Below are 22,355 nucleotides of genomic sequence, written 5' to 3'. Positions count from 1 at the left end.
TTTATTCAACTTCTCCATCAAACAGGCTAACCCAGAAGCGCTGCATTCCGGCTGTGCCTGTACAAAATAGCAGTTTGCTCAACAAGTTCAAAGCTAGTTCGTTGAGCTTGTCATCGGAATCGTAAGCTGCAACTAGCGATCGCTTGGGGTTCATGCGCGATCGAAAGTGAGCTCGAAAGCGTTCTAAATACTCGGCCAGCGGCAAGTGCTGGTTGAGGGGGATATTTTTCGATCGCAACTGCTGCGAATCTAGCAGCAACTGCCGAATTGTCGCGGTTAACTTGCGTGCCATATTGCAGGCGATCGCCACCAGCGCTTTTGCCTCCACCATCGTAAGGGAGCGGCGCTGCGTGTAGCGTCTCAGCGGGTTAGTATTACGCATCAGCCAAAGGGCAACCCGATTTTTGATAATTGATTCCAATTCCAGGTCCTTTGACACAGCCAGCATTTCTTCCGCACCTCCGAGATACAAGGCTTCGATCGCCAGCAACATCAAGTCAATTTGCAATCTGGCTCGGCGGGGACATCCCCCATCGGAGGGCGACAAGTCTGGCAAACTGTCTAAAATTAACGGGTTTGACTGGGTAAGCGAAGTTTCTGACGGCATTAATATCACGGCAACATCCATTCCAAACAAACTATACGGGCACGGGGGGTCTTGAGCAAGACAAATTCTCAACCAAGAACTTCTCTGGGATACTTTATTTTTATCATTTACTTTTACGTATATTTTCTAATTTAGCAGCAACCGACCGTCACAGGCGAGCTCCGGCGGCCGGAGTTCGATCGCCCACTCCCCCACCCCCGCCGCCGCTTTGTGATTCCTTGCTTCGCCAAGGGTGAAGGGAAGAGTCAATCGATTTTAGATTTTAGATTTTAGATTTTAGATTGAAGCATTGACCGCACGGATAAATTCGGGGGGCAAGTTTCATCGGATACAGGTTTTTTATTTCTGGATGGATGAATCCGGCGGCTTTTATCCTGGATGCTTTCGGTCAGAAAGCGACAAAGAATTACCCATTTCCCCTTTCTTATTTTCTATTGGAATCAATCAATGTTCATTCTTCTGGGGTTGCACCGCCGCTTCTCTTTGAGCCGTAAAATCAGTAGCCGCCGCCTTATCAGTTAGACTAATTTTTCCCTTGAGGGTTTCTTGCTCCACAATTCCGCGCATTTTAACAGAACTGTTTTGACCGGTTGCTGTGGAGTCGCTGCAACCAGCTAAATTAGGAACCGCACCCGACAAGTTCAATCCTTGAGTTTCCCACTTACCAAATAGAGAAGGTTTCTCTTCGGCTGTTTTTTCCCTGCCCTCCCTGCTGCCCGATCGCAAATTACCGCTCAAATAAACACCCGATTGCTCGATTGTCAATACCAAAACATCAGATTTCAGACATTCGGGCAAACTTTGAGGATCGAAGCGATAATTTCCCGCAATTGCCGGGGCCGCCTTTAAATTTGTTTCCCCATAAGCAGTTACTACTTTAAACAGCAGTGCAACTGAGCCGATCGCAATCCCGTAAAATGCCAGTGATTTCAGGCTTAAATGATTCATAATCTTGGTAATTAATAATTGGGAATTGGGCATTGGGCATTGGGAATTGGGCAGCGGGCATTGGGCAGGGGGCATTGGTATTAACTCACAAATAACCAACAGTCAACAGTCAACTGACTACCTTTGAGGAAGTACCGATGCCAAGTGCGATCGCACTTTAACGTAGCACCGCGCAATCAGCAGCGAAGAATGACACTGCACAGCCAATTCATCAGTATACTGTCCCAAAGTTTGGCGCTCAATTCCCCACTCCCGACTCGTACCTGCAATAGTCAAATCAGCATTAGCAGAAGCCGCCACCACTGCTTGAATTGGCTCAGCAGCCTCCACAATCGGAGTTTCAATTCGCGATCGTACCTCAACCGGTAACTGCTCCATCACTCGCTGAAAATCGTAACTCAACTCGTTTTCAGCTTCCCCGTCAACCGCCACCCGCAGCACCGTCAAACGGCGTTCCTCGCTATTAACTAACAGTCTCAGCGCCAACTCTAACCCCAAATCATCGTGAATGTTTGCCGCGTAAGGTACTAACAAGTTATTCAACCTTTCCCGACCTCTGTCAACAAAAATTGCTACATCCACCTTAGCGTTGCTGAGAATTTGGCCGACACGTCCTCCCAAACGGTTGCTGCTAAAAGTAGGTCTGTGCCACCCTACTAAAATCAAATCCGCGCGATCTATTTCCGCAATTTGTGCCGTCTCCCTGGCTACATCATTAGTAACCCGAATGATGGGATGTACGAATTTTCTCGCCTCCGGCAGTTCCAAACTCTCAATCAATTCTGATAATTTCGAGCGACGTTCTTGAATAATGCGATCGGCTTCCGCAGGCGTACTTTCAAAGGCATAGTCATCATTTAATTCTATCAAACTCAGAGGATGAACCGCCGCCGACTGTAAATCCTCACCACCCATACCAGCAGCAGGCTGCGCCAGCGCTACCGCTAGTCGCAGTAAACCTTTCTGCGTGCTGGGATTGGCAACAGGTACTAAAATTCGATAAGTGGGCAGCAATTTGTTAGCAGTTTCTTCGCTGCTGTCAGCCATTTGTGAATTTTCTAATTCTGAATCCTCAGAGTTTACTTCGGAAATATCTAATCTAATTAACCGTTTTGGATAAGTCCACTCCAACAGAGGCGAAGTCATAAAAGTTGTCACTAAAGCCATGATGACTAACATCGTAAATAGCAGCGGCGAAACTACGCCCAAGGAAAGACCTATATTCAGCACAATTAGCTCAGTCAAACCGCGAGTATTCATCAGCCATCCCAGGGCTGAAGCTTCGCGGTTGCTGATGCCACAGACTCTAGCCGCAACGTAAGTGCCGACATACTTGCCGATAATTGCAACTCCCAAAACAGCGGCGCACAGCAGCCACAATTCGGGGCTGTTAAGCAAGCCGATTTGAGTCCGCAATCCGCTATAAGCAAAAAAGATGGGAAGCAGAAATATTAGTACAAAGTCTTCGGTTTTTTCAGCTAATTCTCTAGTTAATCCAGCATTTTTAGGCATAGCAGCACCCAGCAAAAATGCACCGAAAATTAAATGAATGCCGATCAACTCAGTAATTAAGGCAGAAGCTAAAACTCCCATGTAAATGCCGGAGAGCACTAACTGTGTTAATCTGCCAGTGCGGTTGTAGTGTTTGGAAAGCCGCTGCAAGAACCAGCGGACTACAGTCAGCATGAAACCGATGTAAATCAAAGACTCAATAATTGTCGGCAAAGCACCGATCATCGAATTAGTACGAGTAACTGCGATCGCCACCGCTAACAAACACCACGCCGTTACGTCATCTACCGCAGCACAAGTTAGGGCCAGCGTCCCCAATTTTGTATTCTGCAAGTTGTGTTCTGTAATAATTCTTGCCAGCACCGGAAACGCCGTAATTGACATCGCCGCGCCCAGAAACAAAGCAAAGGCGGTAAACGAAACGCTATTATTTGAAACGATGGGATACAGCAGCAGTGCGAGCAAGCTTCCCAGGGAAAACGGCACTAGAATGCTGACGTGGGAAGTTAAAATCGCTATATCTAAATTGCTTTTGAGGTACTTGGGATTCAGTTCCAAACCAATCAAGAACATGAAAAATATCAGCCCCACCTCAGACAACACGTTTAGGAAGGGAACGGCTTCGGCTGGAAAAAGTGCTGTTGCTAAATCTGGTGCAACTAAGCCAAATAGAGAAGGCCCAAGCATAATTCCTGCGACAATTTCTCCAATGACTTGAGGTTGTTTTATCGCTCGAAATCCTAAACCTACAAGTCTCGAAAGTGCGATGACAATTAGAACTTCAAGCAGAACGAGAATGGGTATGGGCATGACGTTTTTAGCTTTGGGATTTTTGCGGATCGAGAGGGCAGGGTACTAAAGCTGACTGAATTGGCGATCGAAAAAAATGAATACCAGCTCGATCGAAGTTAGAAGGCACAAGAGGCGCACTAACAACGTCATTGTCTCACAAGCGAACAAAGGCTTTGGCAACCTTAGTACCTGGATTTTTTGTTTTTAAGAAGCCCTTGCAAGTAACTTTAACCGCAGCGTGCGTACCCCGCACCCAACCCGCGCCCTAAATCTCACCAGGAGGTGAGAAGCCAACCCTACGGATATGAGATTGTCAGAAAAAGTAGCGCGCGCTGTGATAAACTAGAAAAGTTGTTTAAATTCGCACATCCGGGTTTTCGGGTGTTTCTAGGGCGCAAACCTTCAGAAATACGACCGGGTGGAGGATTAACCCGAATTAGGAGTTAAAAATACAATGCCAGTAGTCAGTTTGGCTCAAATGCTAGAGTCAGGGGTTCACTTCGGACACCAAACCCGTCGGTGGAACCCTAAAATGTCTCCATACATTTTTACAGAGCGCAACGGGGTTCACATCATCGACCTCGTGCAAACCGCTCAGCTTATGGAAGACGCCTACGAGTACATGAGAGTTGCCTCAGAAAAAGGCAAAAAGTTTTTGTTCGTGGGTACGAAGCGCCAAGCTGCAGGGATTGTAGCCCAAGAAGCTCAACGCTGCGGTGCTTATTACGTCAACCAGCGCTGGCTGGGGGGAATGCTCACCAACTGGACGACGATTAAGTCCCGCGTGGAGCGCCTCAAGGATTTGGAGCGCCGCGAGGAAATCGGCGCCCTCGATTTGCTGCCGAAAAAAGAAGCTTCGGTACTGCGCCGAGAAATGGCAAAACTCCAGAAATATCTGGGCGGGATTAAATCTATGCGGAAGATTCCCGACGGAGTGGTGCTGGTAGACCAACGTCGCGAGTATAATGCGGTGTTGGAATGCCAAAAGTTAGGAATTCCGATCGTCTCTCTGTTGGATACAAACTGCGACCCGGATTTGGTTGACATTGCGATTCCGGCGAATGACGATGCTATTCGATCGATCAAGCTGATTGTCGGCAAGTTAGCTGATGCCATCTACGAAGGTCGTCACGGTCAGCAGGGCGGTGACTCTGAGGAAGACTACGACTACGATGGTGGTTACGAAGGCGCTGAATATGATGTCGAAATCGAAGAATTGGATGACCCCGATTATGTAGATCCCGACGACGCCGCTGAAGCCGAGGGCGAAGAAACCGAGAGCTAGTATTGCCCTCGGAATCTGACACCAGAAAATTAAAAATTAAAGATTGAAAATTAAAAATAATTATTATTATTTTTAGTTGGATATTTTTAATTTTTAATTGTACATAAGCTGCTCTGCATTTAAATTGTATGTTAAAAAAGATTAAAGTCTTGTGGGGTGGGCGTCCCGCCCACCCTGAATATACAATTTAAATGGGCGACTGCTTAGCACGAGTCTAAGTCATTAGTAGAGCTCTGGCAAAAGCATTCATTGTGTGAGGGTCAGAATTCATTCTGGCGCTACACTTACAAAGTCGGTACTAATATCCACTGGGTATTTCTTCACTTTGGTCTAATCATTAACATTAAAATTAGTGACTAATGACTGATGACTAATGACTGATGACTAATGACTAATAACTAATTTTGATTGGGAACTTAAAGAAGATGGCGGACATATCTGCAAAACTTGTTAAAGAACTGCGCGAAAAAACTGGCGCGGGCATGATGGACTGCAAAAAAGCCCTCGTTGAAAACGAAGGCAATATGGAAACATCCATCGAGTGGCTGCGGAAAAAAGGTCTGGCTTCGGCAGGTAAAAAAGGTGGACGAGTTGCCTCAGAAGGACTTGTAGGTAGCTACATTCACACGGGCGGCCGCGTGGGAGTGCTGGTGGAAGTTAACTGCGAAACAGATTTTGTGGCACGCCGCGAAGAATTCCAAAAGTTGGTGCGGGATATTGCGATGCAAATTGCAGCTTGCCCGAATGTGGAATACGTGAAAGTTGAAGATATCCCCGCCGAAGTTGTCGAAAGAGAAAAGGCAATTGAAATGGGCAAAGATGACTTGGGCAATAAGCCGGAAAACATCAAAGAAAAGATTGTTCTAGGGCGGATTGAGAAGCGCATGAAAGAGTTATCTTTGATGGATCAGCCTTTTATTAAAGATCAGAATATCTCGGTGGAAGAGTTGGTGAAACAAACGATCGCCCAAATTGGAGAAAATATCCAAGTGCGCCGATTCGTGCGTTTTGTCTTGGGCGAAGGCATTGAAAAGGTAGAAGCTAACTTTGCCGATGAAGTGGCAGCCCAAATGGGTGTTCAATAATCCCCAATTAAGATTTAGAATTAAAAATTAAAAATGTGAAAAATCAATTTTTTACATTTTTAATTTTTAATTTTTATAGGACTTATGGACAGACTATATTTGTAGGCTGATCCCTGCAAGCCTTACTACTACAGACAGCGTAAAAAGTGAAAATTTGCGTAAGTCTTAAGCTGTTGTGCATTTAAATTTTTTGTTGAGGGCGGGATCTGCTGCCCACGTCACAAAAGTGAAAATTTATTTGACCATGGAATTTAAAAGTGGATTAGCTTATTTTAATTTTATACGAGACATATGGTGCGACCAAAAGAGAGAATAGAGCAAGATTTGGCAGGACTCGAAGAGGCTTTAGCAGCCTTGAATTTGGAGTTTCGCAGTACCTACGAAGGTTATTTAACTGCGTTGGGACAAGCGGTGCGACAGCAGTTAATTTTGGCTTGCTATCACCTTTGCACTCAAGCAGTACCGGAGTCGTTTCTCAAGTTGTCCTTCGAGGGGCGACAAAAAATGCAGCAGTCTGTAAAGGCTTTGGCTGCGGCCTCGGAGGAAAAATTGCGATCGCTGGTGACTGAATCAGTAGCAGATGAAGAAATAGAGGAAGAGGAAGAGGAAGAAGAAGACGAAGACGACTTCGATGAAGAAGAAGACGAAGAAGAGGAAGACGAAGCTGACGACAAGGAAGAAGACGAAAAGGAAAAAAACCAAGTTTCGGCCATTAACTATCTATTTTCATTGGCCAATTATCAATTGCCAAGTGCCAATTCCCCAGAAAGTTTGGCACGCTGGCAAAATAGTATTGAAAAGTCGATCGTCCATATACTCAAGCTGCTTTCTCGCGACACCAACCGCTTGCTGCAACAGTCGGGAATCTTGCCGAGTCAATTGCCAGAACCGGTTCTAGAAGCTGCTTCTCAAGCTGAATCCTCCGGCGATAGTGTTGCCGGGCCGCCTAACTTATTAAACTTAATCATTGAAACCGATGCCTCATCAGCGTCGCGAAAATTGGCGGCAGCAACCTTTGGTAGTAGGGCGCTGCACATTACAGCGATTAAACTGCGGCTATCGGAAATAGAGTTTGCCGATGCGGGAACCTCGGCTTGGCGCCAGCAAATTCGTAACCTCTCTGTAAAGTTGAACTCCCTGGGCCGCGATTATCAGAAAAAGCAGCGGGAACTCGCTGTGGTGGAGGCTGAGTCGGCTTGGCGATCAAGTTGGTTTGAAGATTAGTCAGTTGTCAGTTGACAGTTGTTAGTTGTTAGTTGTCAGTTGGCAGTTGACAGTAGGTAATTTTCAGTAGGTAATTGTCGGGAATTCTTGAGCTATGATTAATAACTAATGACTAATGACTAATGACGAATGACTAATGACTAATAACTAATGACTAATAACTAATGACTGATGACTAATAATCAACCAGAATGGCAGCGATTGCAAAAAGCTCTTTCAGTAGAAGCCGATCGCGGATTTAACGACATCCAAGGCAGTCAATACCGCTTCAGCGAGTTTCTGGGCCTGAGTTTGAGACAGTTGGCAGCTTCTGTGGCGGCTTCTTCGCGCGATCGAGCTAGACAACTAGCCGCTGAATTTGACATCTACCCTCAGAAAGATCTCGAACAGCGCCAACATTCGATCGCCATTACGGTCAGTTTTCTCAGGCAAATGGAGCAAGTTTGGGAACAAGAAACTCGCCACCAGCCAGAACAAGTAGCACAAGTCAGACCCGCAAACGCTAACGCTTCTGAACCAACCGCCCCAGCACTTTCCGTTCCCCGAACAGTACCCCTGAGTACAGCACCCCCACCGCCAAGCCTGACTCTCGACCAACAGTTAACCCGCGTCACAGGCATCGGCCCCGCCAACGGCAACCGCTTGGCCAAACTGGGTTTATACACTGTATATGATTTGCTTTACTACTATCCGCGCAACCACATCGACTATGCAAAGCAAGTACAAATTCGCGAGCTAATAGCCGGGGAAACTGTCACTTTAATCGCAGAAGTAAAGCGCTGCAATTGCTTTTCTAGTCCCAAAAATAAGAAGTTAACAATATTAGAAGTAATTTTAAAAGACCGCACCGGAGAGATAAAAATTAGTCGTTTTTTTGCAGGCCCTCGCTACAGTAATCGCGGCTGGCAAGAATTCAAAAAGCGCGAGTATTGTACAGGTGCGGTGCTGGCAGCTTCGGGGTTGGTGAAGCAGGGTAAATATGGAATTACTTTAGAAAATCCTGAGTTAGAAGTATTAGACGACTCCGGCGGTGCGATCGAATCAATGAAAGTCGGCCGCCTGATACCAGTTTATCCGCTGACGGAGGGGGTGGATGCTGGTTCGGTGAGGCGATCGATTTTGGCTGCAATGCCGGCGGCAAAAATGTTGCCAGAATCGCTACCGGAAGATTTGCGCGAGCGTTACGGTTTAATGGGTTTAGCCGATGCCGTGACTAATATTCACTTTCCGCTCGATCGAGATTGTTTGGCCGCCGCCCGCCGCCGCTTAGTCTTTGACGAATTTTTCTACCTGCAATTAGGACTTTTAAAGCGCCGCCAAACCCAAAGGAAAGCTCAAGCTAGTGCAGTCATCCTTCCTACTGGCAAATTGATCGAACATTTTTATGAAATCTTGCCTTTTGCCTTGACTAATGCTCAGGAAAGAGTAATTAACGACATCCTCAACGATTTAGCTTCGTCGCAACCGATGAACAGATTAGTGCAAGGCGATGTCGGTGCCGGCAAAACTGTAGTAGCCGTCGTCGCAATGCTAGCAGCTATTCAATCCGGTTATCAAGCGGCTTTAATGGCGCCGACTGAAGTTTTAGCAGAACAGCACTACCGCAAATTGGTAGGTTGGTTTAACTTGATGCACTTGTCTGTTGAACTATTAACTGGTTCCACAAAAGTAGCAAAGCGCCGCGAAATTCACAACCAATTAGAAACCGGAGAATTACCTGTTTTAGTGGGAACTCACGCGCTGATTCAAGATACCGTGAATTTCCATAAATTGGGTTTGGCGGTAATTGATGAACAGCACAGATTCGGTGTGCACCAGCGCGCTAAATTGCAGCAAAAAGGCGAAGCTCCCCACGTTTTGACGATGACGGCAACTCCCATTCCCCGGACGCTGGCGCTGACGCTGCACGGGGATTTAGATGTGAGTCAAATTGATGAACTTCCCCCCGGTAGGCAGGCGATTCAAACCACTGTACTGTCTGCCAAAGAACGCATTCAAGCTTACGATTTGATTCGGCGGGAAGTGGCGAGCGGGCGTCAAGTTTATGTGGTGCTGCCGCTGGTGGAGGAGTCGGAAAAGTTGGACGTGCGATCGGCAATTGAGGAAAAAGAGAAACTTGAAAAAAGTGTATTTCCTGAGTTTAAGGTGGGTTTGCTGCACGGGAGAATGAGCAGTGCCGACAAAGATGACGCAATTACTAAGTTTCGAGACAAAGAAACGGATATTTTAGTATCTACTACTGTGGTCGAGGTGGGAGTAGACGTGCCGAATGCCACGGTAATGCTGATTGAAAATTCTGAGCGTTTTGGACTGTCGCAACTGCACCAGTTGCGGGGTCGAGTTGGTCGGGGCAGCAACCGTTCTTATTGTTTGTTAATGCCCGGTTCCAAAACGGCGGAAGCTATGCAGAGAATGAAGGTTTTAGAACAATCTCAAGATGGCTTTTTTATTGCAGAAATGGACATGAGATTGCGCGGGCCGGGCCAGGTTTTGGGAACTCGGCAGTCGGGTTTGCCGGATTTTGCTTTGGCGAGTTTGGTGGAGGATCAGGAGGTTTTGGAGTTGGCGAGGGCGGCGGCTCAAATGGTAATTGAGAATGATGAAAGTTTGAATCAGTGGCCGGTGGTGCGGGATGAATTGGAGCGGAGATATCAGCGGATGATGAGTGGGTCGATTTTGACTTAGATAGTTTTGGACGCAGCAACGAGGTTTTTAATAATATTTTGTAGTGGCCGGTTAAGCGAATATTTATCAAAGCCGGCTGTTTATTGCTGCACTCACGCACCCTCTCCCCGTAGGCTGATTTATTTGCACCTACCTATTTAATGTCAGAAACCGGGTTTCTTGCCACAAAGTCACGTAAAATATTAGGTTTTTTGTCAGGAAAACCCGCTTTATACCGTTTTGCTGACAATGGTGCAAAATATCAAGTTGAGCGAAGCGTCAAAAACACGAATTTGTTGGGTACGCCTGCCTCAACCCAACCTACTTTCTGAACCCAACCTAACTTTCACAGAAAATTTTTCCCTTGGTCTAGGGTATTTTTATGAATTGTAAGGATTCCCGTACTGATTAAACCAAAAATCCTTCGCAGGAATGACGGGAAAGTGTCAAAATTAAGATAGTTCTGCCAGAAACAGGGGAAAGGAAATCTAGCCTGTACTGGCGCCTAAGGCAACATTGATTCCTCGCTGGTTACGCTTGCAGGTGGTCGCCGACGGTTCGTCGAATTTAATCTCAACAGTAATTATGAAAGATCTCACTCGTTATCGAAATATTGGCATCTTCGCCCACGTAGATGCTGGCAAGACCACCACAACAGAAAGAATCCTGAAACTGACAGGCAAAATCCACAAAATTGGTGAAGTTCACGAAGGCGCGGCGACTACTGACTTCATGGAACAGGAGCAAGAGCGCGGTATTACGATTCAGTCCGCTGCTACCACCTGCTTCTGGAACGATCATCAGCTCAACATCATTGATACTCCGGGACACGTCGATTTTACGATCGAGGTTTACCGTTCTTTGAAGGTTCTTGATGGTGGCATTGGTGTGTTCTGCGGTTCGGGTGGAGTTGAACCGCAATCTGAAACCAACTGGCGCTACGCTAACGATTCCAAAGTCGCTCGCGTCATCTACATCAACAAGCTCGATCGCACCGGTGCAGATTTTTACCGCGTTGTCAAGCAAGTTGATAAAATCCTTGGCGCTAAACCGATGGTAATGGTATTGCCGATCGGTATAGAAGAAAAGTTTTGCGGCGTAGTCGATTTGCTGACCCGCAAAGCCTGGATCTGGGATGATTCCGGCGATCCCATGAACTATCAAATTAAAGATGTCCCCGCCGATATGGTCGATGATGTCGAAACTTGGCGCGAACAGTTGATCGAACTGGCCGTCGAGCAAGACGACACTCTGATGGAACAATATCTCGAAGGCAATGAACCGAGCATCGACGACCTCAAGCGCTGTATTCGCAAAGGTACTCGCGATCGGGCATTTTTCCCCACATACTGCGGCTCATCGTTTAAAAACAAAGGCGTGCAGTTGGTTCTAGATGCCGTAGTTGACTACCTGCCAAACCCGATGGAAGTCACACCGCAGCCAGAAGTCGATCTCGATGGCGAGGAAACCGGCGAGTTTGCGATCGTCGATCCCAACCGGCCATTGCGGGCACTCGCGTTTAAGATCATGGACGATCGCTACGGCGCTCTAACCTTCACACGCTTGTACTCCGGTACTCTGTCCAAGGGCGACACCGTACTCAACACCGCCACAGGCAAAACCGAGCGCATCAGCCGTTTGGTGGAAATGCACGCCAACTCTCGCGAAGAAATTGAATCGGCCCAAGCCGGGGACATTGTGGCGATCGTCGGCATGAAAAACGTCCGCACCGGACACACCATTTGCGACCCCAAAAATCCCGCAACCCTAGAGCCGATGGTATTCCCCGATCCCGTTATTTCGATTTCGGTCAAACCGAAACAAAAAGGCGGCGAAGAAAAAATGGGAGCAGCCCTCACCAAGATGGTGCAAGAAGACCCATCCTTCCACATGGTGACGGATCAAGAAAGCGGCGAAATGATTCTCAAAGGGATGGGCGAGTTACACCTCGACATCAAAGTAGACATTCTCAAGCGCACCCACGGCATCGAAGTAGAAGTCGGCGAACCGCAGGTAGCCTACCGCGAGTCGATTACCAAGCGCCTCGAAGACGATTACACCCACAAAAAGCAATCAGGTGGTTCCGGTCAATTCGCCAAAATCGGCTACGTGATCGAGCCTGGTGAGCCTGGAAGTGGCTTCATATTTGAGTCAAAAGTGACTGGTGGTAGTGTACCGAGAGAATATTGGCCAGCAGTCGAAAAAGGCTTTGAAAGCTGCATCGACAAAGGCGTCTTGGCTGGATTCCCTTGCCTAGACTTGAAATTCACGCTTCTAGAAGGCGGTTTCCACCCCGTTGACTCGTCAGCAATGGCTTTTGAAATTGCTGCCAAAGCGGCCTATCGTCAGTCTCTGCCGAAAGCCGGGCCTCAGTTGCTCGAACCGATTATGAATGTCGATGTATTCACTCCAGATGATTACATGGGCGACGTGATCGGCGACCTCAACCGCCGCCGGGGGATGATGAAATCTCAAGAAACAAGCCAAACAGGAGCACGGATCAAGGCCGATGTGCCGTTGAGCGAAATGTTTGGTTACATTAGCGATTTGCGTACTATGACCTCTGGGCGCGGACAGTTCTCAATGTCCTTCTCGCACTATGCTCCTTGTCCGAATAACATCGCTGAAGAAGTGATTAAGGCGGCAAAAGAACGTCAAGCTGCGAAGTAATGTATTTGACTCCTGGTAGATGCTATCTGGAGTCAAACAGAAAAATTAGATCCCCGCTTTTTGAAGAAATCGGGGATCTAATTTTTGTAAACTATCGGTTAGAATACAATACGGTTCAGTTAAGCCCGATCCCCCCTAGCCCCCCTTAAGAAGGGGGGGACAAGAACTTACTCAAAGTCAACCCCTACTCCCCTTCTTAAGGGGGATTTAGGGGGATCTCCGGGGAATAAACAGTTTTAACTGAACCGTATTGGGTTAGAATAAGTCAACAAAACATATTAGATAGTTGAATCACGAGCTGACTTCAACAACATCTGGATTTCTTCAAGACTTAATGGTGGTGAACTACGATGAATCATAGCGTGACAATTTGGGCAAACAGGACGCAAATCTTTTATAGGATCAATTTCATACTCTTCTGCAATTTCTGAAAGGGGTCTTAGATGATGAACATGAATGAAACCTTTTCCTGGTTGTCCAAAAGTTTTGCCAAAATCGAAATCACAAATATAGCAACTTGAACCGTAATAATCAATACATTTTTGCCGAGCTTTAGGCTCTCGTTCATAGGCATTGACTGAAACTTGCCTTACTGCCCCCTCACGAAATGTTTGTACTGCATCTACTTCATCAGGAAACAATCTAGTAGTTACAGATTCCTGAACCTGAAGCGGATTTTGCCAATCCCTCAAACATTTTAGGTAGTCCTCAAAACGGTCTTCCTTACCAAGAAACACATTTGATGCAGCACGAAAGATAGCAAAGATTTCGACAAAGTTATTAATCACTGGCTGAGCTGCATCTAGGTCTTTAATAGGAAGAACTAGGGATGGACTCTGAATACAAGTACCATTCCAACCTACTTCATGAATTAATTGCAGTCTGTTAATGAACTCCTCATACTCAAACTTACCATATTTTTCCGGTGCAATATTATTAGAGGAAATAATATATCTACCATGCTTCAAAATCCTAGTAACATCTTCTAAATGGTTTTTCAGAACGTGAACAATCGGATTGCTTTCTAGCCCTCTTAATCCAAAAAATTTCACAACTAAACTATAAGAAGTACACTCTAATCTCTGTTGAAAATACCAACCTTTTCCTTTTATAGTCAAGCCAGCGCTTGCTATTTTGTAGGGCTGGGTTTTTTTGGCTTCAAGGCGATGAGCTGGTGTAGTCAATATCCGATAATCTGATAGTACATCTGTGCCATAAACTTGGTGAATTAGGTCACAAGCTTGTTTAATGATTATTTTAAGCTTAGGGCTAAGTAATTCTTTTAGCTTATCAGCACGCTCTCGATTGTCTTCGACTGAGAAGAGATATTGTTCAGCAGACCCTATGAGTGGCAAGTCAACGATTTCTGACATTTCGGTTTCCTCAACTGAACTCATATTTGCTCTCCGACATGACAAGTCCAACGAAAACTAATCGATATTTTAGCTTTTTTTCGACATATCCTGAAATAGGTCATGCTTCCCCTGCTCCTAAAACCTGTGCTGTGGTGAGTTTCAGCCTTGTAGGGTGCGTCAGTTAGAATATTTACTGGACAAGGGAAACGCTTATGGACTGACGCACCCTACTATTGTCTTTTAAATGCCGAACAGCTTATGACTCAAATAAATCCCGATCGCACTGCTGGTACAATTGCGATCGACGTTTCCGCTCAATCAAACGGGCAGTATCTTTGTCAGATTTCGTCATCTCTGAGCGATCGCCCCAATGATACCATGAATTTTTACGGACAAACGAAAGAACACGCGATCGCGATCGCCTTAGAAAATTTAGCCTCTCGCTACCGCCAGCAAGCCGAAGACTCTCAAAATATAGATTGGGATGCGGTGGAAATTTCGGATTCGGGAGAGCCGATTGAAAAGCGTTATCACGTAATTTTGCACTACGAACGAATTGCTAAAGATGAATCTAAGTTTGAGGCAATGCACAATACAATGATGGGAAATACAGTAGTTGAAAATGCCAAAATTTCAATAATTGAGATCGAGCCCGATATCGAAATCGAGCCGTTAGAGCGATCGGGATATTGAGCCATCGGGACTTAGGTGCGGATGGGCATCTTACCCTACGCATCAGCGATCGAAACGTGAGTTTGAGGCGACCATCGACTAGAAGGGATCGGATAATTGCAAATCCCCAAAATTTCTTTTCTATTACTCCCCCGCAAAATCTGCCCTAAACTTCTCCACAACTCGATTCAACTCAACTGAATGAGAAGCTTTAAATAAAATCCGATCGCCATTTTCGACAAATCCCAACAACCGCTTTGCTAAATCTTCCCGCCCATCCTTGGCTGTAATATCTCCTATCTCCACAAAATGCAAACCCGCAGCGCCCGCGGCCATCGCCGCCGCTTCCTCAAAATCAGCAAAAACAAACAAAGCGTCAAGCTGCAACTCTCGCGCCGCCCTTCCCACTTGTCGGTGAAACTCGATCGCCCTATCGCCCAATTCCTTCATCGTTCCCAACACCGCAATCCGGCGCCTTCCAGGAGTATCTGCTAACAGTCTCAGGGCCGCCAACATCGACTCTAAACCAGCATTGTAAGTCTCATCCAGAATCACAATATCCTGCGGCAAATCGTAGCGGCGTGCCCGTCCATCCGGTAACTGCACAGACAAACCTTGCTTTAAAGCTTCCCAATCAATACCTAAAACTTTTCCTACCGCCAAAGCCGCCAAATAATTTAGAGCATTGTGTCGTCCCGGCAGCGGCAGTGGCAATTCTATACCTTCTACTAACATTGTATCATGGTTGAGCAATTCTCCGCACAAATCGCCTTCTTCTAAACCGTAACTTAAAGTTTTTCCCTGCCAAACTTTGGCCGCAGTTGCGATTAATCTGTCACAATCGTGATTGAGAATAGCAATGCTATCCCCAGGCATTTCGGCTAACAGTTCGCACTTAGCTTGAGAAATCGCCTCTTCCGATCCTAATCGCCCGATATGTGCCGTTCCTACATTAGTAATTACCGCCACAGTAGGACGCGCAATTTGCGACAGTAGCGCAATTTCGCCACTCCCGCGCATCCCCATTTCAATTACAGCATAATTGTGGGTCGGTGAAAGCTCCAACAGAGTTTTTGGTACGCCAATTTCATTGTTGTAGTTATATAGAGTTTTAAGAACATTTCCCGTCGTTGACAAAAGCGCCGCAATTAACTCTTTAACAGTAGTTTTACCTACAGACCCAGTAACAGCAACTATAGGTATACTGAATTGGTCACGCCACCAGCGGGCGATCGACTGATAAGCTTTTAAAGTATCATCAACGCGCAACAGCGGAAAATTAGGCAATGCCTCTTGCCAATCTCGATCGACTATCGCCGCAATCGCCCCCAAATCCCTGGCTTTTGCCACAAATTGATGCCCGTCAAAATTATCTCCCCGCAGTGCCAAAAATACTTCGCCCCCCTCAAGAGTGCGCGTATCTGTGGCAATACCTGTCCCTAAAGCTGTCAAAACGCCCTCAGACACAGCAGGCAAAGGTACACTTAAAATTTTAGATAGTTGGGCGATACTTACACGACAAACCATAACCAGCACTCACATTTCAAATAATTATTTTCACAGCTAATTCTACCCCGCCCAACCTCAAATTTAACTAACAGCGGGCTGCGGATCAGGATTGACCTTGATCATCCTAATACTAAATCGTCTGCCCACTAAGAAATTATTGCGTACCCACCCACAATCTTTACCAATACTTTACACAGTCGATGGTGATTTAAGGCCTTGCTAATTACCAACAATTCATGTCATGCTGGTGTTGATAAATAGTTTAACTAAGCAAAAAATATCGACCGGCTTAAGCTGCTGACAGCTTCTACCCATAAGTCTCAGCCGGCGAGAAGCTTGGTTGACTCAATTATTGCGATTCATTTGCCAATTCATCAAGCTAATAGCGCTGAAAGCTCCTGCCCCAGCCTCGGAGGGTTAATCCACAGTGAACGACTACAACAGACAAAGCCACGAAGAAGAACAGCTACTTTACAAGCATTGGCTGGAGTTGGTACAACGAGAGCAGCCGGCCGAACTCATCAGCCGCTTTCGCGCATTGTTTATCCAGGGTACCGGATATCCCGATCGCTCGATCGCCGACGCACTCGATAAAATAGCACGCTCAGAACACGCCGAACAAGAATTCAAATACATCCTCAACCGCTGCTGCCACATCCTGATCAACCGCTGGCAAACATACCCCAGCAAGCAAGCCGCCATCCCTGAATTGATCGCTGTGTTTGAAGAAGCGCCCAAAATATTATTTGGATACAATCGATCGCGGGGGCGAGGCTCCATCCCCCAATTAGTCAATCAATTTACCGAAAGCGAACAGTACCTCACCCTCCAACGTTTAGCCAAAGTCATAACTCACAGCAATGAAGATAGCAGCAACAGCAAAACCCCTGCTACCCTAGCTCTCGGAACCTTAATTCCCCGTTACCCTTACCTCTACAAACACTGCCTCCTCAGCGACGACAGCACCTACGAACAGCAAAAGATCATTAAAAAAATCCAAGCTCAAAAGCAGCAGCAATTTGAGATCAACCTCTCACAATATGTCGCCCACCAAGTGAGAAAGGCTCACATAGCGCGTCGGGAAACCTCCCTTTCCTTCGGCAGAAATATACAGCCTATAAAAAATCCTACCCTATTGACCGACCCGGAACTATTCTTTGCCCTCAAGCAATTTGTCGGAAAAGTAGAAGGAGCCGATACCTACAGACAGCTAGCGGGCCGTTTCACGGCGAACGCCAGCACCTATCAGTCCTACCGATCCTTTAAAGACGACTTGTACGAATACCTGATTTCTTCTGTCACCGACGATCGCTACGGCAAACGTCTGTTTAACGAAAAATTGTATAAGCAACTACAAAATACCCTGCCCCACAGCGATGATCAGAATTTTAACGAATTTTTAATGATCAGAACTTGCAGCCAGTTATTGAACTTTTTAGTAGTAGAGAGTCCTGTGCGGCCCAACCACTTTGTCTTCATCGACCTGATCTCAAACCTCGGGCCGACCCAAACCACAGGTTTGCTGCTGAAAATCGTACTAATTTGCGGCAAAGTCAAGCCCTACCTAGAAAAGCGACTGGCAATTTTGTTCGGTCATTACGAATGCAGTACCCGAGAAGGCGTGGTGTGGTTAGTCAAAGCCCTAGAAAACGTAAACCTAGCTTTGAGTACCAACTTTGGCAAGGTGGATGTATCTTTCCTGCGGTGAGAGGGCGCGGCATAACTTTCTCTGCTTCCAATGCAGGCAAAACATCACGCCGATCGACCAGGTTTCTGAATACCCTAAAAGTTTTACCTTTGATTAGAACAACTTAATTAACTCCTGAAACCTACTCAAAAGACATTATTCTATGTTAAAGTACCAAGTGTGAATCAGATTCAGTTGCAGGCTTTGTTCATTGCTACAGAATTGTCTAAAAACTTGCCCTTCTGTATCGGCAGGGGACTCTCCGAAACTGAAATCTTCGCACTGTCTAAATTTTGGAGTTATTCCTCATGTCGATATACGTCGGTAACTTATCCTACCAAGTTACCCAAGAAGACATCACCACCGTCTTCGCCGAATACGGAACTGTTAAGCGGGTACATCTACCTACCGACAGAGAAACCAGTCGCCCCCGCGGCTTCGGTTTTGTAGAAATGTCCACAGATGCAGAAGAAGATGCAGCGATTGCTGCTCTCGACGGAGCAGAGTGGATGGGTCGCGACCTCAAAGTTAACAAAGCCAAGCCCCGCGAAGATGAAGGTGGCCGGGGCGGCGGCAACCGGGGCGGCGGTGGCCCTGGAAAATTTGCTCGCGGAGGGGGCGGCGGCGGAGGACGTTATTAATTTCCTCTGATAAAGATTTGAGATTGAAGAGTTGAAATTGGCGCGAGAGCTCACCTAGCTCCGAACCACTTCCGGCCGTTCCGAAAAACCTATCCTCTTCAAATTTCCATATCTACCGGATTAAATATACCAAAAAGCCAAGGGCCTAACCCTTGGCTTTTTGGTATGAGGGTTGACGGTATGAGGACGGTATGAGTCTGAAACCGGCTACGCGAATCCGTTGCAGTACCGTCAGGTTCTAATCGTCAGGTTCAATGCTGCTACTCAACCCGTGATTATTGAGCGTTTCAGCGTAAAACTCAGCGTGTTCGAGAGCGCAAACAATCACCAATCCCATCCCGTTAGTATGGGCTTCCATCATCACATTTACCGCCTGTGGCTGAGTCAGACTCGGTACCGTCGCCATCAAAGTCTGCACCACGTACTCCATAGGATTGAAATCATCATTGTGCAGCAGAACGCGGTAGCGCGGTGCAAGCTTGCGGACTGTGGAAGGCTTTTGAATAATTTCGACAGACACTAATCTATACCTCCTGACTTGTAAAATGTTAAAATTTGTCAACAATCTTGAGCCGGATTCCTCCGCTGTGCAAGACTATCTCACTTTCAGCTATTTTATTGAAATCTGAAAATTCAGACAAGGCAGCCCCTGGGTCGATCGCGAGCTGTGAACCCAACACCAAACCCACAGGGCGTGTCCTGGGCCCTCCGCAACCACATTCCTAGCGCCATAATATTAGAAAGGCGCGATCGGTTAAAAATAACAAACTACTACCTGTTGAGTCTCCAGAACTGACGGAACCTTATATGAAACGCAAACCTAAATCCTACAACGACAGATTCAGCGGCGACCCATCCCGAGGAGATGAAGACTCCGATTACTCCGGCTCCTTTGGCGGACAGTCGCGGCGTCAACCTCAGTCCGGCAAACCCTCTTTCCTCAATTCCGCCACATTAGGGATTTTAACAGCCGTCTTTATTCTGGGAATTGGCATTGGCATTGCCTTTAGCTCCACCGCTACAATTAGCCCAGAGAACGTAGCCTCCCGCGAATTTATCGATCGCAGCGCCCCGAACCCAGAACTTTGCGTGCAGTTTGGAGCAAGCGCGATGGTGACAGATATGCGCCTCTACGTCACCCTCAACCCTTTCAACGTCTACATCTCGCAGCCGAGTATGCGCCCCGGATGCGTCCTGCGAACCAATAACTGGGCAATTCTAGAACAAAGAAAACTCATCAGCCAAGACCAAGTGCGCGATTGCAAAAATCGCATGAACACCTTTGGCTTCACCGGCCCCCTGGAAGCTCAACCGGAAATTAACTGTATCTATCAAAACGACGGCGCTAAAAACCTGTTCCTCAATCAACCGGGATCGATAGCTCCAACCAGTGAAGGTCAAAATTTCTAAATCGCCGATATAGCGGTTTTCAGTTGAGTCAATTACAGATATGCGGTAGGACTTAGGCTTTGCCTAAGTCCTTATTTTGTTTCATAGGATGGAAAACTGCTCTAAGAAAATATTGAACTAAGAGATTCGAGGGAAGAAGAAAGTCTTCCTTCTTCTTCCTTCTTCCTTCTTCCTTCAAAAATCAAACTGGGGGAAATCTTCCGTTAACTGAACTTGCAAAATTTGGCCGGGTTGAATCGTAGCAGGTTGTGGAGCAGCGACGTAAGTTGTAGCAACACCACCGGCTGCTCCCGCCAACAAACCGATACCAGAAAAGCCGCTCAGCAAGAACAAAGCTAAGCCACCAATACCAGTATTTCGCAACAAACTGCGATCGGTCGGCTGTTGCCGGCGGCCGCCCACGGGTTCGGAGCGAGCCAAGAGAGGGATATTGCGGCCGTTGAGACTAATACCTTCGACCACAAATTGACTGCCGAGGTTCGTTGTTTCAAACCGACCGATGACCGGCGTATTAGCAGGTACGATCGTATTACCGAGACCGTCGAGAATTCCCCCTTGCAGGAGCAGCACTTCCTTTCGGCTGGGCTTCGCTTGCAGTCGCAAAGCCCGATCGCCGAGGTATAGCAAACTGAGCTCCGTGCCCGCCGGCAACAAGACATTCGCCCCAGTCGCAGCCTGCAAAGGAGCATTCGATCGTGCGCGAGGAAGCGGTTCACCAAAGGTAAGCGTCCGCTGTTGGGGTGCAGCAGCCGTTTGTTGAGGATCTAGGCGGGGTACAGCAGCAGCTTTTACCCCACGGCGTTCGTCAAGGCGAACATTGACTAAAGGCACTCTTAGCGGCCGGATTTGGTCATTTGAAGTTGACCGCGGCGAAAAATTTGTAGCGGGATTCGGGGCAGTAGGAGGCTCAGGTCGATCGACCTCTGGGGCACTAATTGACCTGGAATCAATCGGCGGCTGGTTTTGCGGTACTTGTATTGCAGGCTGCGGCTGAGTTTCGGAAGTTTCCATAATTGGAGTCGGTTCGATCGAAGGACGCAACACCCAGCGATTTTCTACCCCGCTTCTTTGGAATTGAACTTGCCCTGCGCTGAAACCGACTCCTGGAGCCAAATTGACCAGAATTCTCGCCGTTCCCGGTTGAAGTTGACTCACCCCCACAGAACGCACTCTGCCTTGCGGGTATAGCTGAGTTGAATCTACTCCGATCTCAGTATTGGGCAAATCCACAGCAATCTGAGACGGGTTGAGTAGAGAATATGTGGGGGTTGTTCCCTCTGGGAGAGTAATTTCTAGCTGATTTGTCGCCGGATCGAATTGCCAACTTGTCACTGTAGAAGCATTTGCTGGTTCCAGTGTTGTCGGCACTGCTGCAACTGCGGCGACGACTGCTAGACTCAGACCCAGTGACTCGATCGCAAACAATCCCGCTGGTAGAGAATTAACAGTCAATTTTTGTAAGTCTTCCCCAAATCGGGTGAGTAATTTTTTGTATGGCATGGCGGCTAAGTGAAATTTTTGATTTGAAATAGATTATGGATGGGAAAATTTTGAGTTCGGATGACGCTGAAAGTTTAGCATTATTGCGATATGAAAAATTTAGTTAAATGGAAATTATTGCGATCGCGCTTCGTTCTTAACAACAAGTGGTGTCAGGTTAGACAAGATGAAATAGAATTGCCAAGCGGACAAATTATAGACGACTTTTTTGTTAATGTTCGACCCAACATCGCCCTTGTATTTGCCACAACAGAGCAGCACGAACTTTTATTAGTGCGCCAATACAGGCACGGAGTAGGCGAAATTTTGCTGGAACTGCCTGCTGGATCTTTCAATCCTGCTGAAGAGAGCGGGAAATCGGCAGCCGCCAGAGAACTTGCCGAAGAAACGGGATATGTTGCTGAAGAATTGTTGGAACTAGCAACCTTATATGATAACCCCGTAAAAGACACCAATTCTATCCACCTCTACTTCGCTAAAAATGTCAAGCTTGCTAGCAAAATAAAATTAGATATTACAGAAGATATTGAAGTAGTTTTAGTTCCTATTGCTGAAGTTTTGTTAAAAATAAAAAACCGAGAAATTTGTGTAGCAGGAAGCATCGCAGCTATTTTTTTAGGATTAGATTTTTTGAATAAACAGCGGTAAGGTGCTGTATGAATGGAACCTTACACGCTGTTTAATGGGCTTTGTTTTCAAGGATAAAGAGTGAGAAAGTCCAGAGCAGTGATAGAATTATCAGCACCAAAAACCTGAGCCAAAACCTCCCCAGTCGCAGCAACTTGCAGCAGTGT

18 protein-coding genes are annotated in these 22,355 nt (G+C 46.7%); 10 read left to right on the top strand and 8 right to left on the bottom strand.

Going from position 1 to position 22,355, the window contains the following annotated elements; all coding sequences use genetic code 11:
• Nucleotide 1 precedes the first annotated feature (1 nt).
• From QUA24_RS12135 to QUA24_RS12120, 4 genes are all read right to left on the bottom strand, one after another.
• A complete protein-coding gene (locus QUA24_RS12135) occupies nt 2–628 on the bottom strand; it encodes a DUF3038 domain-containing protein (protein ID WP_333081936.1) in 627 nt (208 codons plus the stop codon).
• Nucleotides 629–733: 105 nt separating this feature from the next.
• Nucleotides 734–856, bottom strand: coding sequence for a hypothetical protein (locus tag QUA24_RS12130; RefSeq protein WP_333213984.1), 123 nt, complete (start codon nt 854–856; stop codon nt 734–736).
• Nucleotides 857–1,051: 195 nt separating this feature from the next.
• Nucleotides 1,052–1,588, bottom strand: coding sequence for a hypothetical protein (locus QUA24_RS12125; RefSeq protein ID WP_333229920.1), 537 nt, complete (start codon nt 1,586–1,588; stop codon nt 1,052–1,054).
• An 84-nt stretch (nt 1,589–1,672) separates the two neighbouring features.
• A complete protein-coding gene (locus tag QUA24_RS12120) occupies nt 1,673–3,877 on the bottom strand; it encodes a cation:proton antiporter domain-containing protein (protein WP_333229918.1) in 2,205 nt (734 codons plus the stop codon).
• Nucleotides 3,878–4,313: 436 nt separating this feature from the next.
• On the opposite strand from QUA24_RS12120, the gene rpsB reads away from it, so the two are divergent.
• The 5 genes from rpsB to fusA all read left to right on the top strand — a co-directional run bounded on the left by rpsB (nt 4,314) and on the right by fusA (nt 12,787).
• Nucleotides 4,314–5,144, top strand: a complete 831-nt coding sequence (gene rpsB, locus QUA24_RS12115) for a 30S ribosomal protein S2 (protein WP_172187021.1) — start codon at nt 4,314–4,316, stop codon at nt 5,142–5,144.
• 425 nt (nt 5,145–5,569) lie between these two features.
• Entirely contained in the window at nt 5,570–6,229 is a 660-nt protein-coding gene (gene tsf / locus QUA24_RS12110; protein WP_333081940.1) for a translation elongation factor Ts, read from the top strand.
• 291 nt (nt 6,230–6,520) lie between these two features.
• Nucleotides 6,521–7,453, top strand: a complete 933-nt coding sequence (locus QUA24_RS12105) for a hypothetical protein (protein ID WP_333229916.1) — start codon at nt 6,521–6,523, stop codon at nt 7,451–7,453.
• 171 nt (nt 7,454–7,624) lie between these two features.
• The gene (gene recG / locus QUA24_RS12100; RefSeq protein WP_333229914.1) at nt 7,625–10,138 is read left to right on the top strand and encodes an ATP-dependent DNA helicase RecG; all 2,514 of its coding nucleotides are present in this window, start codon (nt 7,625–7,627) and stop codon (nt 10,136–10,138) included.
• 564 nt (nt 10,139–10,702) lie between these two features.
• Nucleotides 10,703–12,787 carry an elongation factor G gene (gene fusA / locus QUA24_RS12095; RefSeq protein WP_333229912.1) on the top strand — a complete coding sequence of 695 codons (2,085 nt, stop codon included), beginning with the start codon at nt 10,703–10,705 and terminating at the stop codon, nt 12,785–12,787.
• 278 nt (nt 12,788–13,065) lie between these two features.
• Here the strand turns inward: fusA and QUA24_RS12090 are convergent, their stop codons facing one another.
• Entirely contained in the window at nt 13,066–14,184 is a 1,119-nt protein-coding gene (locus tag QUA24_RS12090; RefSeq protein WP_333229910.1) for an HNH endonuclease, read from the bottom strand.
• A gap of 216 nt (nt 14,185–14,400) precedes the next feature.
• Here QUA24_RS12090 and QUA24_RS12085 point away from each other — a divergent pair, with 216 nt between their 5' ends.
• Nucleotides 14,401–14,835, top strand: a complete 435-nt coding sequence (locus QUA24_RS12085; protein ID WP_333229908.1) for a hypothetical protein — start codon at nt 14,401–14,403, stop codon at nt 14,833–14,835.
• A gap of 123 nt (nt 14,836–14,958) precedes the next feature.
• Here the strand turns inward: QUA24_RS12085 and QUA24_RS12080 are convergent, their stop codons facing one another.
• Nucleotides 14,959–16,341, bottom strand: a complete 1,383-nt coding sequence (locus QUA24_RS12080; protein WP_333229906.1) for a UDP-N-acetylmuramoyl-tripeptide--D-alanyl-D-alanine ligase — start codon at nt 16,339–16,341, stop codon at nt 14,959–14,961.
• Nucleotides 16,342–16,750: 409 nt separating this feature from the next.
• On the opposite strand from QUA24_RS12080, the gene QUA24_RS12075 reads away from it, so the two are divergent.
• A complete protein-coding gene (locus tag QUA24_RS12075) occupies nt 16,751–18,031 on the top strand; it encodes a hypothetical protein (protein WP_333229904.1) in 1,281 nt (426 codons plus the stop codon).
• A 287-nt stretch (nt 18,032–18,318) separates the two neighbouring features.
• Entirely contained in the window at nt 18,319–18,651 is a 333-nt protein-coding gene (locus tag QUA24_RS12070) for an RNA-binding protein (protein ID WP_190743136.1), read from the top strand.
• A 238-nt stretch (nt 18,652–18,889) separates the two neighbouring features.
• On the opposite strand, the gene clpS is transcribed toward QUA24_RS12070, so the two are convergent.
• Nucleotides 18,890–19,171, bottom strand: a complete 282-nt coding sequence (gene clpS / locus QUA24_RS12065) for an ATP-dependent Clp protease adapter ClpS (protein ID WP_015178019.1) — start codon at nt 19,169–19,171, stop codon at nt 18,890–18,892.
• Between the two features lie 287 nt (nt 19,172–19,458).
• Between clpS and QUA24_RS12060 the strand changes: the two genes are divergently transcribed.
• Nucleotides 19,459–20,061, top strand: coding sequence for a DUF3172 domain-containing protein (locus QUA24_RS12060; protein ID WP_333213962.1), 603 nt, complete (start codon nt 19,459–19,461; stop codon nt 20,059–20,061).
• Nucleotides 20,062–20,235: 174 nt separating this feature from the next.
• On the opposite strand, the gene QUA24_RS12055 is transcribed toward QUA24_RS12060, so the two are convergent.
• On the bottom strand, nt 20,236–21,561 hold the full coding sequence (locus QUA24_RS12055) for an AMIN domain-containing protein (RefSeq protein WP_333213960.1): 1,326 nt from the start codon (nt 21,559–21,561) through the stop codon (nt 20,236–20,238).
• 90 nt (nt 21,562–21,651) lie between these two features.
• Between QUA24_RS12055 and QUA24_RS12050 the strand changes: the two genes are divergently transcribed.
• Nucleotides 21,652–22,209, top strand: coding sequence for an NUDIX hydrolase (locus QUA24_RS12050; protein ID WP_333229902.1), 558 nt, complete (start codon nt 21,652–21,654; stop codon nt 22,207–22,209).
• Nucleotides 22,210–22,355 lie beyond the last annotated feature (146 nt).

The sequence above is a fragment of the Microcoleus sp. Pol12B5 genome, from assembly GCF_036701335.1.
Taxonomy (GTDB): Bacteria; Cyanobacteriota; Cyanobacteriia; order Cyanobacteriales; family Microcoleaceae; genus Microcoleus.
Note: the sequence above shows the minus strand (reverse complement) of the source record. Positions and strands in the feature narration are given on the sequence as shown.

What these genes read in the sequence shown, in the direction of transcription:
- QUA24_RS12055 (WP_333213960.1), bottom strand. Translation starts at nt 21,561, where the DNA reads ATGCCATACAAAAAATTACTCACCCGATTTGGGGAAGACTTACAAAAA.
- rpsB (WP_172187021.1), top strand. Translation starts at nt 4,314, where the DNA reads ATGCCAGTAGTCAGTTTGGCTCAAATGCTAGAGTCAGGGGTTCACTTC.
- QUA24_RS12050 (WP_333229902.1), top strand. Translation starts at nt 21,652, where the DNA reads ATGAAAAATTTAGTTAAATGGAAATTATTGCGATCGCGCTTCGTTCTT.
- QUA24_RS12070 (WP_190743136.1), top strand. Translation starts at nt 18,319, where the DNA reads ATGTCGATATACGTCGGTAACTTATCCTACCAAGTTACCCAAGAAGAC.
- recG (WP_333229914.1), top strand. Translation starts at nt 7,625, where the DNA reads ATGACTAATAATCAACCAGAATGGCAGCGATTGCAAAAAGCTCTTTCA.
- QUA24_RS12085 (WP_333229908.1), top strand. Translation starts at nt 14,401, where the DNA reads ATGACTCAAATAAATCCCGATCGCACTGCTGGTACAATTGCGATCGAC.
- QUA24_RS12135 (WP_333081936.1), bottom strand. Translation starts at nt 628, where the DNA reads ATGGATGTTGCCGTGATATTAATGCCGTCAGAAACTTCGCTTACCCAG.
- QUA24_RS12105 (WP_333229916.1), top strand. Translation starts at nt 6,521, where the DNA reads ATGGTGCGACCAAAAGAGAGAATAGAGCAAGATTTGGCAGGACTCGAA.
- QUA24_RS12125 (WP_333229920.1), bottom strand. Translation starts at nt 1,588, where the DNA reads ATGCCCAATTCCCAATTATTAATTACCAAGATTATGAATCATTTAAGC.
- fusA (WP_333229912.1), top strand. Translation starts at nt 10,703, where the DNA reads ATGAAAGATCTCACTCGTTATCGAAATATTGGCATCTTCGCCCACGTA.
- tsf (WP_333081940.1), top strand. Translation starts at nt 5,570, where the DNA reads ATGGCGGACATATCTGCAAAACTTGTTAAAGAACTGCGCGAAAAAACT.
- QUA24_RS12090 (WP_333229910.1), bottom strand. Translation starts at nt 14,184, where the DNA reads ATGAGTTCAGTTGAGGAAACCGAAATGTCAGAAATCGTTGACTTGCCA.
- QUA24_RS12060 (WP_333213962.1), top strand. Translation starts at nt 19,459, where the DNA reads ATGAAACGCAAACCTAAATCCTACAACGACAGATTCAGCGGCGACCCA.
- QUA24_RS12080 (WP_333229906.1), bottom strand. Translation starts at nt 16,341, where the DNA reads ATGGTTTGTCGTGTAAGTATCGCCCAACTATCTAAAATTTTAAGTGTA.
- QUA24_RS12120 (WP_333229918.1), bottom strand. Translation starts at nt 3,877, where the DNA reads ATGCCCATACCCATTCTCGTTCTGCTTGAAGTTCTAATTGTCATCGCA.